We start from the raw sequence: 13,392 nt of genomic DNA, 5'->3' as shown, positions 1-13,392 counted from the left end.
CGGTCTGATTCGTGCGGTACGCCGACACGCTGTCCTCGATGTCTTCACGTCACTGGGTCTCGCCGCGAATGCACTTGCCTACGAAATGTTTTCGGCGTTATCCCCGACAGCCTTGGCTCAGCCGCCGGCATCAGTCGATCGGATTCTCGGCCCAGAGATCTGCGATGGAGAGGCCGACCAGGTCGAACATGCGACGGACGAGGGGCAGCCCGATGCCGATCACGGCGGACGGATCGCCGATGACGCCGTCGACGAACCAGCCCCCGAGTCCGTCGAGCGTGAAGCCGCCGGCGACAGCGGTTGGTTCCCCGCTTCGTGCGTACGCACTCAGGTCCTTCGCCGATGGACTGCCGAAGTCGACGCTCGTCACCGAGTGTGCGGTGGTCTGCGCCGTGATCACGTCGTCGCGCAGACGAATCACGCAGTGTCCGGTGTACAGCTCGCCCGTCGTACCCGCCATTGATCGCCAGCCCGCGATCGCGGCGGCTTCGGACCCCGGCTTGCCCCAGAGCCGACCATCCCGGTACAGCATCGAATCACAGCCGATGACAACGGAATCCACGCGCAGCCCGGCGTCGAGGGTCTGTACCACTGCGGCGGCCTTGGCGGTCGCCAGCGCGTTGGTGATCTCGCCTGGGCCCGAGTCTTCGGGCAATGATGCGACGACCGCGTCCTCGTCGACGCCGGAGACGATGATCAGCGGATCGATGCCCGCACTTCGCAATACCCTGCGCCGGCCCGAAGAGGCCGACGCCAGGATCACGCGGGTCATCGGCGGATGTGCGTGCGTTCCAACTGAGTCACGCGCTGCCAGCTCACGACCGAGTACCGCAGCTTGTCCACCGGATGCCCCCACAGGTTGAGCTCCTGCGGCCCGGGCTCCGCCGTCCCGCCGCCCCCGGCGAGCACGCACACCAGCACGGCGAGGTCCTCGTCGGAGGGATTGCCCTTGAGGATCCTGATCTCCGGCACCGTCGGGTCGACCGGCGCGTCGATCGTCAGGTCTTGCGGGTCGGAGACCTCAGTGATGTCGACGTCTTGTGACACGGGGTTGTCCGTTCGTTTCTGGGGCGTGATGACGTTGATCTAGAGCGGAATGTTGCCGTGCTTCTTGGGCGGCAACTGCACGATCTTGCGTTCCAGCAGGCGCAGCGCCGCCGAGATGTAACCACGGGTGTGGGACGGGGGAATGACCGCGTCGACATACCCCCGCTCGGCGGCGACGTAGGGGTTCACGAGCGTGTCCTCGTAGTCCTGCTGAAGCTCCAGTCGCAGCGCATCGACATCTTGGCCGTCGGCCGCCGCCTTTTTGAGCTGGGACCGGTAGACGAAGCCGACTGCGCCGGAGGCGCCCATGACGGCGATCTGCGCCGTCGGCCACGCGACGTTGACGTCACAGCCCATGTCCTTGGACCCCATGACGCAGTACGCGCCGCCGTAGGCCTTGCGGGTGATGACGGTGATCTTGGCAACCGTCGCCTCGCCGTAGGCGTACAGCAGCTTGGCGCCTCGGCGAATGATGCCGTTGTACTCCTGGTCCGTGCCGGGGAGGAAGCCCGGGACGTCCACCAGCATGATGATCGGGATGTTGAAGCAATCGCACGTCCGCACGAAGCGGGCCGCCTTCTCCGAGGCGTTGATGTCCAGGCAGCCGGCGAACTGGGTGGGCTGATTGGCGACGATACCGACGGTGCGTCCGTCGACGCGCCCGAAACCGACGACGATGTTGCCTGCGTAGCCTGCCTGCACCTCGAGGAACTCGTCGTCGTCGAGGATGCGCGTGATCACCTCGTGCATGTCGTAGGGCTGGTTCGGTGAGTCGGGAATCAGGGTGTCGAGCTCGAGGTCCTCGTCGGTGAGATTGTCCTCGATGGCGCCGGGGTGCGGGGGGGCCGGGAAGCGCGGCGGCTCGGCCGCGCTGTTGGGCGGTAGGTAGCTCAGCAGGTCGCGGACGTAGTCGAAGGCGTCCTGCTCACCGCTGGCCACGTAGTGCGCCGTGCCCGACTTGGCCATGTGAGTGTGCGCGCCGCCCAACTCCTCCATGGTCACCTCTTCGCCGGTGACCGTCTTGATGACGTCCGGCCCGGTGATGAACATCTGAGAAGTTCCCTCGACCATGATGACGAAGTCGGTCAGCGCGGGCGAGTAGACGTGCCCACCCGCCGCGGCGCCCATGATCAGCGAGATCTGCGGGATCACACCCGAGGCGAGGATGTTGTTGCGGAAGATCTTGCTGTAGAGGCCGAGCGAGACGACGCCCTCCTGGATACGCGCGCCCGCACCGTCGTTGATGCCGATCAGGGGGCGACCGGTCTTCAGCGCCAGTTCCTGCACCTTGACGATCTTCTCGCCGTAGACCTCGCCGAGGCTCCCGCCGAACACGGAGGCGTCCTGGCTGAAGATGCAGACATCGCGACCGTCGATGGTTCCGTAGCCGGTCACCACACCGTCACCGACCGGGCGGTTTGCGTCGAGCCCGAAGTTCTTGCTCCGGTGTTTGGCAAGTGCGTCCAGTTCGACGAACGATCCCTCGTCCAGCAGAGCGAAGATGCGCTCCCGAGCCGTCAGCTTGCCCTTGGCGTGAACCTTCTCGACCGCAGCCTCGCCGACCGGATGCACCGTTTCCCCTACGCGCTTGCGCAGATCGGCGAGCTTGCCCGCGGTGGTGTGGATGTCGATCTCTTGCCCAGCGGTGGGTGCAGATGGGTCGGTAACGCTCGTCATGGTTCGTCATGGTAGCCACCCGGTGCCGCCATGGTGTCGGGGTGCCCGGGGACGGATCGAGTTGCACGCGCAGGCCAGCACGCGCGATCAAACCCGAGCATCGGCGATGCGACCCACTGCGGTCGCGGAGCAGGTCGTGCGGGCGAACGGCAGTCATCCCGCGACATCGAGGGATTCGTGTTGCCGAGCAGATGCGCTAGTCACACCGGCCCTGCAGGATCGCGTTGCCGAGTGCTCCGTACTGATAGGCGTATTCGAGCTCCCACCGCAACGGCGAATAGTCATAGCTTCGCGGGCTATTGTCCAGCATCCGGCGCATCCTCCTGCCGCTGCCGAACGCGAGGATGCGGTTCGGGCGTCCAACGCATGCCATACTGCCCGCGTGTTCGCCGATGAGATGCGTCGACCCATCGATGTTGGCGATCTTCGTGCACGGTTGCTCGCAGGCGCATCGTCATGGCACACCATCGAGCTCGTCGCGGAGACGGGATCGACTAACGCGGATCTGATCGCTCGCGCCGTAGGGGGCGAGGACGTCGACGGCGAGGTGCTCATCGCCGAACACCAGACCGCGGGCCGCGGGCGCAACGGCCGAAGTTGGTCTGGGGTGCCCGGTGCGCAGATCACGATGTCGGTTGGGGTGAACGCCGACGGGATCCCCCCCGCGGCGTGGGGTTGGCTACCACTGGTGGCCGGTCTTTCAGTGCTGAACGCCGTCGACGGGTCCGGCGTGCGGGTTGGCCTGAAATGGCCCAACGACGTGCTGGCGAGCCCACCGGCTGAGGGCAAGGTGGCGGGCATTCTGGCCGAGGTGGCGTCGCCCAAACCGATGGTCGTGATCGGCATCGGGATGAACGTGTCGTTGAACGCGAACGAACTACCCGATCCGCGCGCCACGTCCTTGGCGATGCTCGGCGGCCGGGCTACCAACCGCGAGGATCTGATACTCGACCTGCTCAACGGTTTGGCGCGGCACGTCGCGGGCCTGCGGTCTACCCATGGGGCCGGTGCGGGACTGATCGCTGAGTACACGGCGCGCAGCCTCACGATCGGCTCCCGAGTACGCGCGACGCTGCCGGGGGACCGTCAGGTGGTGGGCATGGCACTGTCCATTGACGAGCAGGGCCGCCTTCGGATCGACACGGGCAGTGAAGTCGTCGTCGTATCCGCGGGCGACATCGTGCATCTTCGGCCCGTCTAGCGGATTCGGCCGGATAGAGTCGCACCGTGGGTTATCCCGACAACGTGCTGGCAGCCGACGAGCGCGTGGTTCTGCATCGTCATCCACATTGGAAGCGGCTGATCGGCCCCGTGCTCCTGCTTCTATTGGCAACCGCGGCAGTGGGGTTCGGCTTGGGTGTCGTCAACCACACGGACTGGGATCAGATGGCTAAGAACATCGTGATGGTCGTCCTTGGCGTGATCTGGCTTATCCTCATCGGATGGCTCACCCTGTGGCCGTTATGGAGTTGGCGCACCACGCATTTCGTCATCACGGATCGGCGCGTCATGTTTCGGCACGGGGTCATGACGCGGTCCGGGATCGACATTCCGCTGGCGCGGATCAACAGTGTCGAGTTTCGGCACGGTCTGCTCGATCGCATGGTGGGCACCGGGACCCTGATCGTCGAATCAGCGTCGCAGGATCCTCTTGAGTTCCACGACATTCCGCGTGTCGAGCAGGTTCACTCACTGCTATATCACGAAGTCTTCGACACCCTCGGCTCGGAGGAGTCGCCCAGCTGAGCAGCTCGTCTCGCGCGGCGTCCACGCAGTGGCGTGACGGTACTTCTGGCGTGACCTTGCTCGATCTCGTCCTCGAGCGCCTCCGCCATACCTCCCGCGGTGATCGACGCCTCGACGACCTTGTCTGGATTGCGCCCGAACTCCTGGGGGAATACCCAGCGTCGGAACGCCCAGAAGCGGAAGGCCATCTGCAGCAGGTTGCCGATGATGTACGCGGAGACGAAGTCGGCGACGTTCTCCATCGTCAGGCTCACCATGGGCACGCGTAGCTCCAGCACGTAGCTGGACACCCAGAGCGGCGCCATGCTGAGCAGTACACCTACGCCGCTGACTCCGAAGAACAGCAATGCCTCGTGATGACGCTCGCGGCCGCCGCGGTCCCGGAAGCTCCACTCGCGATTGAGGATGTAGGACGCTATGACGGCGACGATGCCAGAGATGATCTTGGCGGTGACCGGCTTGGGCTCGAGGATCGTGAGCTTCAGCGTGTAGAAGATGACCGAATCGATGATGAACGTCGTGCCACCGACGATCGCGAACTTGATGAGTTCGTGATGCCGCTCGGCGAAGGGCCGGACCGCGCGGGGCAGACGCGCGATGGTGACATCGGTGAAAGACACAAAACGGCAGTCTACGGAAATCAGGTGCGCTACGCGTACCCGTGCAGGTCGCGGGCCATTTCCGCTGCCGATCCTGGCCGTGACAACATAGGCAGGTGAGCGGACCTCCAGTGGTGGCGATGATCGGCGGTGGCCAGCTGGCCCGGATGACACATCAGGCCGCCGTCGCGCTCGGCCAGACACTGAGGGTGCTGGCCGCGTCGCCGGACGATCCCGCCGCGCAGGTCACCCCCGACGTGGTCATCGGCTCGCATACCGATGCAGACGCGCTGCGCCTCGTCGCCGAGGGCGCGTCGGTGCTGACGTTCGACCACGAACATGTGCCCACAGACCTGTTGCTGGAACTGGTGGACCGTGGGGTGAACGTCGCGCCGCCGCCGCACGCGCTGATCCACGCCCAGGACAAGCTGGTGATGCGACGTCGACTCGAGGAAGTCGGAGCGCCCATCCCACGGTTCGCCGAGGTCACCGAACCGTCCGACGTCGATGCCTTCGCCAAGCGCGTGGGCGGCCCGATCGTCGTCAAGACCGCCCGCGGTGGCTACGACGGCCGCGGCGTGACCCTGGCCAGGGACCTCGCGGAGGCGCGCGACGTGTCCGAGCGTTACCTCGCCGACGGGATTGCGGTATTGCTCGAGGAGAGGGTGGACATGCGGCGGGAGCTGTCGGCGCTGGTGGCGCGCTCACCGTTCGGACAGGGTGCGGCGTGGCCCGTGGTGCAGACGGTGCAGCGGGACGGCACCTGCGTCGAGGTCATCGCCCCGGCGCCACGTCTGGATCCCGACCTCGCCGCCGATGCGGAGCAACTCGGCTTGCGGTTGGCCGGCGAGCTGGGTGTGGTCGGCGTCCTTGCGGTCGAACTGTTCGAGACCACCGACGGGAGGTTGTTGGTCAACGAGCTGGCGATGCGCCCGCACAACTCCGGTCACTGGACCATGAACGGCTCCGTCACCAGCCAGTTCGAGCAGCACTTGCGGGCGGTCTTGGACTACCCACTCGGGACCACGGCACTGATCGCTCCCGTCACCGTGATGGCCAATGTGCTCGGCGCGCCCCAAGCGCCCACGATGACGATGGACGAGCGCCTGCATCATCTCTTTGCGCGGCTGCCGGAGGTCAACGTGCATCTCTACGGCAAGTCCGAACGCCCCGGACGCAAGATCGGTCACGTCAACGTGCTTGGTGGCGCCGACGGATCACTGGGTGACGACGCCTATGTCGCCGAGGTCCGGGAGCGGGCGGTTCGCGCCGCACACTGGTTGTCGCACGGCGAATGGACGGACGGATGGAATGAACATGCCTGACAAGGCGCGCGTTGGCGTCATCATGGGCAGCGACAGCGACTGGTCGGTAATGGAGGAGGCGGTGACGGCGCTCGCGGACTTCGAGGTGCCCTTCGAGGTCGGGGTGGTCTCCGCGCACCGCACGCCCGGTCGCATGCTCGATTACGCACGCAGCGCCGCGGGCAGGGGCATCGAGGTCGTCATCGCCGGCGCGGGTGGCGCGGCGCACCTCCCGGGCATGGTCGCCGCGGCCACGCCCCTTCCGGTAATCGGCGTCCCGGTGCCGTTGGCGCGGCTCGACGGCCTCGATTCATTGCTGTCGATCGTGCAGATGCCCGCCGGAGTGCCGGTGGCGACGGTATCGATCGGAGGCGCCCACAACGCCGGATTGCTCGCCGTAAGAATCCTCGGTGCAACGGATCTGGAGTTGCGCCGGCGGATGGAGGCCTTCCAACTGACTTTGGAAGACATGGTGCTGCAGAAGGACGCAGCTCTCCGGGAGCGGGTGCTGGGTTCGGCGAGCGAGCACGGTAAAATTACCGGTGATTAGCAAGGAGCCTCCGTTGTCCATCGGTAACCCGTCGTTCGACGCCTTTCAGCTGTCCGACGAACACATTGAACTGCGCAAGGTTCTTCGGGATCTGTGCGACAAAGAGATCGCGCCGTACGCGGCGGACGTCGACGAGAAGGCCCGGTACACCGACGAGGCACTCGCCGCGTTGAACTCGTCGGGCTTCTCGGCGATCCACATTCCGGAGGAGTACGGCGGTCAAGGTGGTGACTCGGTCGCGGCGTGCATCGTCATCGAAGAGGTTGCCCGAGTGTGTGCCTCGTCTTCGTTGATCCCGATCTGCAACAAACTCGGCACCATGGGCATGCTGCTGAAGGGGTCGGAGGAACTCAAGAAGCAGGTGCTGCCCTCGATCGGGGCTGGCGAGGCGACCGCCTCCTACGCGCTGTCCGAGCGGGAGGCCGGCAGCGATGCAGCGGCGATGCGCACCCGCGCCCGTGCGGACGGCGACGATTGGGTCCTCAACGGTTCGAAGTGCTGGATCTCCAACGGCGGCCACTCCACTTGGTACACGGTGATGGCGGTGACCGACCCGGACAAGGGTGCCAACGGCATCTCGGCGTTCGTCGTGCACGCCGAGGATCCGGGTTTCAGCGTCGGGCCCAAGGAGAAGAAGATGGGCATCAAGGGCTCGCCCACCACCGAGCTGTACTTCGAAGACTGTCGAATCCCTGGCGACCGCATCATCGGCGAGCCAGGAACGGGATTCAAGACGGCCTTGGCCACACTGGATCACACCCGCCCGACGATCGGCGCGCAAGCCGTCGGCATCGCGCAGGGTGCGCTCGAGGCATCGATCACCTATACCAAGGAGCGCAAGCAGTTCAAGAAGTCGATCAGTGACTTCCAGGCCGTGCAGTTCATGCTTGCCGACATGGCCATGAAGATCGAGGCTGCGCGCCTGATGGTCTACAGCGCCGCAGCGCGGGCCGAGCGCGGCGAGCCCAACCTGGGTTTCATCTCCTCGGCCGCGAAGTGCTACGCCTCGGACGTCGCGATGCAGGTGACCACCGACGCCGTGCAACTGTTCGGCGGGTACGGCTACACCGTCGACTTCCCGGTCGAACGGTTCATGCGCGACGCCAAGATCACCCAGATCTACGAGGGCACCAACCAGATCCAGCGGGTCGTGATGGCCCGCGCGCTGTTGAAGTAGAGCGTCGGGCTACTCCAGCTTCGCGGTGACCTTCTCGGCCTCGGCGCGGCGCGCCAGCGCTTCGGTATCCGGGTGTGCCACTTGGACGAGGGACCCGCCAGCTACCAACACTGCGAGCACGTAGTCGATCATCGCGTCAGCGGTGTCCCAGGCCTTCGACGAGAGCACTCGGCTAGCAGGGGTAAAGCCCTGGGCAGCGGCCGAACTGGTTGCGGCGGAGAGGGTCTCCGTGACCGAGCGGCCGTTCAACGCGGGTCCGGGGTTGCGTTCGGGGGTGATCTGGTCGCCGTGTGCGCGCACCGACGTGGCGTAGTCAGTGACGCCGAAGGGCACGTCGGGAACCGGTCGGCCGAAGGCGTCGAGAGACAACACCACGACTTCGCCGGCCTGTCCGATCGCAGCGTCGGCATCGTCGAGGCGGTCCGCCGTGCAAAAGGCGACGTCGCAATCAGCCTGTCCTGCAACGACTTCTGCGCCGACGTACCAAACGCCGAGCATGACGCCCAACGTCTGCCAGTGTGAAGGCAGCAAGATGGCGACACGACTGCTCGGGCTTACGCCGAGCTCGTCGCGCAGCAGGTTTCCCGTCTTCGCGGCCCAATTGGCCAGCGTCACCGTCGAGAGCTCGATCCGCTCACCCGTCGCGTCGTCGTAGTAGGTGATCCGTGGCGCAGACGCGACGGCGAGCAGCGGGTCCATCACCGCCGAGCTGAGGTTCGTCAGTTCACGCACTCCGGACCGTCCGAGCCTGCCGTCATGATGGCCGGTGGCTGTGGAACCGCACCGGTGGTCTCGGCGGCTGCCTGGTCCACGGTGTCACCCGATACCGCGGCCGCATCGCCGGTCGAGGTCTGGGAGCCGAGGCCAGATCCGGGGCCGGTGTAGTCGCCGGCGAGCATCACCTTGACCGAACCCGGCGCCTGCGACGGATCCTCGACGATCGGCAGGTTGCCCAGCTCCTTCGAGACCGCTTGGGCGCCAAGGTCGTCGGTCTTTGCCGCTCGAACCTGGCTGCTCGCCACCCGGCCCGCCTCGTTGTTGCCGACGTTGCCCGCGGTGAAGCCCTTACCGGTCAACACCTTTGACACCGACGCGGCGAGTCCGTTGATGTCGCTGTCGTTCACCACGTCGGCGGTGGTCTTACTCGGGGAATAGGCGATGACGTCGGTCTTGCCCTCATCCTGCTTCTGCAGAAGGCCCGCGATGAACTCCCGCACCTGTGCTGGATCCACCCGAACGACGCTCTGCATGCCGTCGTCGCTCCAACCGTCCTCTTGGAGGACGGGAATGGTGGCGAAGGCGACGTTGCCCCCCGCCAGCTTCTGCATCTGCGTGACGAAGTCCATGATGTCCCAACCGTCGGAGAGCACGACTGAACGCTGCACGGCGTCCTGGAGTCGGTTCAACGTCGATGGGCTGGACAGTGTCTTACCCGAAATGACTTGGTGGGCAAGGGATGCCATTACAGTCTGCTGGCGTTTCACGCGGTCGAGGTCACCGCGGGGCAGGTCGTGTCGCTGCCGGACGAAGCTGAGAGCCTGCGGTCCGTCGAGCTTCTGTTCCCCTGCCGGAAAGTCCGCACCGGACAAGGGTTCGTAGACGGCGTCCTTGAGGCACACATCGACGCCGCCGAGCGCGTCCGTGATGAGCGAGAAGCCGAGCAGACCGATCTCGGCGTAGTGGTCGACGGTGACGCCGGTGAGGTCGGCGACGGTCTTGATCAACGCCTCCCGGCCCGCCGCCGTGGCCTTCGGCTCGGCAGTTTTGGGGTCCTCGCCCTGTTGCTCGACGAGCTCCTTCATCTTCTCGAGCTTGACCTGACCGAATACGCCGTTGATCTTGGTCTTGCCAAGGTCGTCGGGGGCCTGCACGTAAGAGTCGCGTGGGATCGAGATGGCCGTGGCGGACGTTCCGTTGTTGGGAATGCGGACCAGGATGATGGTGTCGGTGTTGGTCGACACGTCGTCGCCGGCGCGCAGCGTAGCGAGCTCATCGGGGGACAGCGGATTGCCGTGCGCGTCGGTCCTGCTGTCCATGCCGACGAGCAGGATATCGATCGCACCGTCTTCGCCCCCTCCGCCGAGGGCGGCCGAGGAGACGTGATTGATGCCGTTCTCGAACGACCGGATCTTTCCCCACGCGACGCCGGTGCCGATGACGATCACCGCCGCCACGACCACGGCGATGATGCGGGAGAGGCGACCTGGCATCTGCCCAGGCTACTGTCGAGTCGCCCGAAGAGGGGTTAGCGCGGGTCGGCGTGCCAGACTCTTCAACCATGTCGAGGAGTTTGGTGATCATCGGTGCAGGAGGACTCGTCGGGCGAAGGCTGACGGCTGAAGCGGGGCGCCGCGGCCACGAGGTACTGGCGCTGACCTCGGCACAATGTGACGTCACCGACCCGACTGCGCCAGAACGTCATGTGAACGCCGGTGACGTGGTGATCAACTGCGCCGCCTATACCAAGGTGGACCAGGCCGAGGCCGACGAGGCAGCGGCCCGCGCCGTCAACGCCGCAGGAGCCGAGAACGTGGCACACGCCTGTGCCCGGGCCGGAGCCGAGCTGATCCACATCTCGACCGACTACGTGTTCAGCGGAGCGTTCGGCGACGCACCTCCTCATCCCTATGAGATCGACGACGAAACCGGACCGCTGGGCGTCTACGGCCGCACCAAGCTGCAGGGTGAGTTCGAGGTGCTCTCGGCGATGCCCAACGCCCACGTCGTGCGGACCTCCTGGATCTACTCGGGCGCCGAGGGCGGCAGCGACTTCGTCTCGATCATGCGACGACTGGCGGGCGGGGACGGTCAGGTCGACGTCGTCGCCGACCAGGTCGGCTCACCGACCTACGTCGGCGACCTCGTCCACGCGTTACTTGAGGTGGCCGAGGAATCGATTGAGGAATCAGTCCTGCATGCGGCGAACCAGGGTGAGGCCAGCCGGTACGAGCAGGCGCGCGAGGTGTTCGAGCTCGTTGGCGCGGACCCGGACCGAGTCCGGCCAGTCGGCACCGACCGCCACCCCAGGCCAGCTCCCAGGCCGCCCTATTCGGCGCTCTCCGGACGCCTTTCGGCGGCGGCCGGGCTGAGAGAGCTGCGACCCTGGCGTGATGCGCTTGCCGCAGCCCTCTCCGATGGCCCATTACCCTCGACGCCGTGAGTGACGAACTGATCGTGGTGACGGTGACCTATTCACCGGGTCCGCACCTCGACCGGTTCCTCGCCTCCCTCGGACACGCCACTGAACGGTCGGTGACGGTCGTGATGGCGGACAACGGCTCCACCGACGGCGTTCCCGAGGAAGCGGCGCGGCGCTATCCGAATGCGCGGCTTCTGCATACCGGCGCCAACCTGGGTTACGGCTCCGCCGTCAACAGGGCGGTGGCCGAGTACGTGACCGGACCGGACGGGGCGAGGATCGACGGCCCGGAATTCTTCATCGTGGCCAATCCCGACGTGGTGTGGGGTCCCGGCAGCATCGACGACCTGCTCGGAGCCGCCAACCGCTGGCCGCGCGCTGGGTCGCTCGGACCGTTGATCCGCGATCCCGACGGCTCGGTGTACCCGTCGGCACGCCACCAGCCGAGTCTGGTCCGTGGCGGCATGCACGCCGTCGTCGCCCCGTTCTGGAAGTCCAACCCGTGGACGGTGGCATACCGGCAGGAGCGGCTGGAGCCCAGCGAACGTCCCGTCGGCTGGCTGTCGGGGTCGTGTCTGCTCCTTCGGCGGCAGGCGTTCGACGCGATCGAGGGGTTCGACGAGCGCTACTTCATGTACATGGAAGACGTTGACCTCGGCGATCGTCTGGCGGAGGCTGGCTGGGAGAACGTCTACGTGCCGTCGGCGGAGGTGCTCCACGACAAGGGACACTCGACGGGCCGCGACCCCGCTCGCAACTTGGCTGCCCACCACACCAGCACCTACACTTTCCTGGCCGACCGGCATCCTCGCTGGTGGCAGGCGCCGTTGCGCTGGACCATCAGATCGGCCCTCGCGGCGCGCGCAGGGTTGGTGGTCGGCAACTCTCGGCGGAAGATCGCGAAAGGGCGGCACTAAATGGTGAATCCGGCAGAAGTCGACGCCGTCATACTCGTCGGCGGGCAGGGCACGCGCCTGCGTCCGCTCACGTTGTCCGCTCCCAAGCCCATGCTGCCGACGGCGGGTCTGCCCTTCCTGACGCATCTGCTGTCCCGGATCGCGGCGGCGGGAATTCAGCACGTCGTGTTGGGGACGTCGTACAAGGCCGAGGTGTTCGAAGCCGAGTTCGGCGACGGGTCCAAGCTCGGCCTGCAGATCGAGTACGTCGGCGAAGACGAGCCGCGCGGCACCGGCGGCGGCATTGCGAACGTGGCGTCGAGGCTTCGGTACGACACCGCGCTGGTGTTCAACGGCGACGTGCTGTCCGGCGCTGATCTCGGTGCCCTGTTGACCAGCCATCACGACCGCGACGCGGACTTGACCCTTCATCTGGTGAGGGTCGGTGATCCGCGCGCATTCGGTTGTGTGCCAACCGATTCCGACGGTGTCGTCACGGCGTTCCTGGAGAAGACGCAGGACCCGCCAACCGATCAGATCAACGCAGGCTGCTACGTGTTCAAGCGCGAGGTGATCGATCGGATACCCGTGGGGCGCGCGGTGTCGGTCGAGCGCGAGGTGTTTCCGGCGTTGCTCGCCGACGGTCTGAAGGTCTGCGGCTACGTCGACGCCACCTACTGGCGCGACATGGGCACGCCGGACGACTTCGTACGTGGCTCTGCCGATCTCGTTCGCGGTATCGCGCCGTCGCCCGCACTGAAGGGCCACCGAGGCGAGGAACTCGTCCACGAGGGTGCTTCCGTCGCGCCCGGCGCACTCCTGATCGGCGGAACGGTGGTCGGGCGCGGCGCGGAGATCGGGCCGGGCGTGCGACTGGACGGCGCGGTGATCTTCGACGGTGCGCGCATCGAAGCCGGATCGGTGATCGAACGCTCGATCATCGGGTTCGGCGCCCGCATCGGGCCGCGGGCGCTGATCCGCGACGGCGTGATCGGCGACGGCGCATACATCGGTGCGCGGTGCGAACTGCTCCGCGGCGCGCGGGTGTGGCCGGGGGTGCACATTCCCGACGGCGGCATCCGCTACTCGACCGACGTCTGAGCTGCCCGCGCCAGCTGGGTCAATCCGTAGTCGGAGCCCGGCGGCAGATCATTCAGCGGCCACCACCGAAGATCCAGTGATTCGTCGCTGATGGCGATCTGAGCGTCCTGGGGCGCGTGGGCCACGAACTGAATGTCGAGATGGTGGGTCGGCACG

The 13,392-nt window shown here is 66.2% G+C and carries 14 protein-coding genes and 1 pseudogene; 8 read left to right on the top strand and 7 right to left on the bottom strand.

Annotated features, from left to right (window positions below):
- Nucleotides 1-130: 130 nt before the first annotated feature.
- From QOI01_RS31630 to QOI01_RS31620, 3 genes are read right to left on the bottom strand one after another with little or no spacing between them, the layout of a single operon-like run.
- The gene (locus tag QOI01_RS31630; RefSeq protein WP_526387446.1) at nucleotides 131-772 is read right to left on the bottom strand and encodes a nucleoside triphosphate pyrophosphatase; all 642 of its coding nucleotides are present in this window, start codon (nucleotides 770-772) and stop codon (nucleotides 131-133) included.
- Nucleotides 769-1,047: an acyl-CoA carboxylase epsilon subunit gene (locus QOI01_RS31625; protein WP_526387444.1), complete on the bottom strand. Its 279-nt coding sequence runs from the start codon at nucleotides 1,045-1,047 to the stop codon at nucleotides 769-771. Before QOI01_RS31625 ends, QOI01_RS31630 begins: the two co-directional genes overlap by 4 nt.
- A 39-nt stretch (nucleotides 1,048-1,086) precedes the next feature.
- The gene (locus QOI01_RS31620; RefSeq protein WP_526387442.1) at nucleotides 1,087-2,724 is read right to left on the bottom strand and encodes an acyl-CoA carboxylase subunit beta; all 1,638 of its coding nucleotides are present in this window, start codon (nucleotides 2,722-2,724) and stop codon (nucleotides 1,087-1,089) included.
- Nucleotides 2,725-3,121: 397 nt separating this feature from the next.
- On the opposite strand from QOI01_RS31620, the gene QOI01_RS31615 reads away from it, so the two are divergent.
- Together QOI01_RS31615 and QOI01_RS31610 are read left to right on the top strand one after the other, a co-directional pair.
- Nucleotides 3,122-3,925: a biotin--[acetyl-CoA-carboxylase] ligase gene (locus tag QOI01_RS31615; protein WP_526387451.1), complete on the top strand. Its 804-nt coding sequence runs from the start codon at nucleotides 3,122-3,124 to the stop codon at nucleotides 3,923-3,925.
- 26 nt (nucleotides 3,926-3,951) lie between these two features.
- Nucleotides 3,952-4,470 (top strand): PH domain-containing protein, encoded by a 519-nt coding sequence (locus QOI01_RS31610; RefSeq protein WP_526387440.1) that lies wholly within the window; start codon nucleotides 3,952-3,954, stop codon nucleotides 4,468-4,470.
- Here the strand turns inward: QOI01_RS31610 and QOI01_RS31605 are convergent.
- Nucleotides 4,425-5,090 (bottom strand): GtrA family protein, encoded by a 666-nt coding sequence (locus QOI01_RS31605; RefSeq protein WP_526387438.1) that lies wholly within the window; start codon nucleotides 5,088-5,090, stop codon nucleotides 4,425-4,427. The two genes, QOI01_RS31610 and QOI01_RS31605, sit on opposite strands and share 46 nt — an antisense overlap.
- A gap of 119 nt (nucleotides 5,091-5,209) precedes the next feature.
- On the opposite strand from QOI01_RS31605, the gene QOI01_RS31600 reads away from it, so the two are divergent.
- Genes QOI01_RS31600 through QOI01_RS31590 form a run of 3 tightly spaced genes read left to right on the top strand, consistent with a single transcriptional unit; the run spans nucleotide 5,210 to nucleotide 8,100 of the window.
- A complete protein-coding gene (locus QOI01_RS31600) occupies nucleotides 5,210-6,394 on the top strand; it encodes a 5-(carboxyamino)imidazole ribonucleotide synthase (protein ID WP_526387449.1) in 1,185 nt (394 codons plus the stop codon).
- Nucleotides 6,387-6,923, top strand: a complete 537-nt coding sequence (gene purE / locus QOI01_RS31595; protein ID WP_526387436.1) for a 5-(carboxyamino)imidazole ribonucleotide mutase — start codon at nucleotides 6,387-6,389, stop codon at nucleotides 6,921-6,923. Before QOI01_RS31600 ends, purE begins: the two co-directional genes overlap by 8 nt.
- Before the next feature lie 13 nt (nucleotides 6,924-6,936).
- Nucleotides 6,937-8,100, top strand: coding sequence for an acyl-CoA dehydrogenase (locus QOI01_RS31590; protein ID WP_526387434.1), 1,164 nt, complete (start codon nucleotides 6,937-6,939; stop codon nucleotides 8,098-8,100).
- Nucleotides 8,101-8,109: 9 nt separating this feature from the next.
- Here the strand turns inward: QOI01_RS31590 and QOI01_RS31585 are convergent, their stop codons facing one another.
- Complete coding sequence (locus tag QOI01_RS31585) at nucleotides 8,110-8,823, bottom strand: TIGR03089 family protein (protein WP_526387448.1); 714 nt, start codon at nucleotides 8,821-8,823, stop codon at nucleotides 8,110-8,112.
- On the bottom strand, nucleotides 8,820-10,310 hold the full coding sequence (locus tag QOI01_RS31580) for an LCP family protein (protein ID WP_526387432.1): 1,491 nt from the start codon (nucleotides 10,308-10,310) through the stop codon (nucleotides 8,820-8,822). The genes QOI01_RS31585 and QOI01_RS31580 overlap by 4 nt, the downstream gene beginning before the upstream one ends.
- 68 nt (nucleotides 10,311-10,378) lie before the next feature.
- On the opposite strand from QOI01_RS31580, the gene rfbD reads away from it, so the two are divergent.
- Genes rfbD through manB form a run of 3 tightly spaced genes read left to right on the top strand, consistent with a single transcriptional unit; the run spans nucleotide 10,379 to nucleotide 13,236 of the window.
- On the top strand, nucleotides 10,379-11,260 hold the full coding sequence (rfbD, locus tag QOI01_RS31575; RefSeq protein ID WP_526387430.1) for a dTDP-4-dehydrorhamnose reductase: 882 nt from the start codon (nucleotides 10,379-10,381) through the stop codon (nucleotides 11,258-11,260).
- Nucleotides 11,257-12,156: a glycosyltransferase family 2 protein gene (locus tag QOI01_RS31570; RefSeq protein WP_526387428.1), complete on the top strand. Its 900-nt coding sequence runs from the start codon at nucleotides 11,257-11,259 to the stop codon at nucleotides 12,154-12,156. Before rfbD ends, QOI01_RS31570 begins: the two co-directional genes overlap by 4 nt.
- Nucleotides 12,157-13,236, top strand: a complete 1,080-nt coding sequence (gene manB, locus QOI01_RS31565) for a mannose-1-phosphate guanylyltransferase ManB (protein WP_526387426.1) — start codon at nucleotides 12,157-12,159, stop codon at nucleotides 13,234-13,236.
- On the opposite strand, the pseudogene QOI01_RS31560 reads toward manB, so the two are convergent.
- Nucleotides 13,218-13,392, bottom strand: a pseudogene (locus QOI01_RS31560) (NUDIX hydrolase); the annotation flags it as partial. The gene manB and the pseudogene QOI01_RS31560 sit on opposite strands and share 19 nt — an antisense overlap.

This window comes from Mycobacterium sp. (assembly GCF_032162605.1).
Classification (GTDB): domain Bacteria; phylum Actinomycetota; class Actinomycetes; order Mycobacteriales; family Mycobacteriaceae; genus Mycobacterium.
Note: the sequence above shows the minus strand (reverse complement) of the source record. Positions and strands in the feature narration are given on the sequence as shown.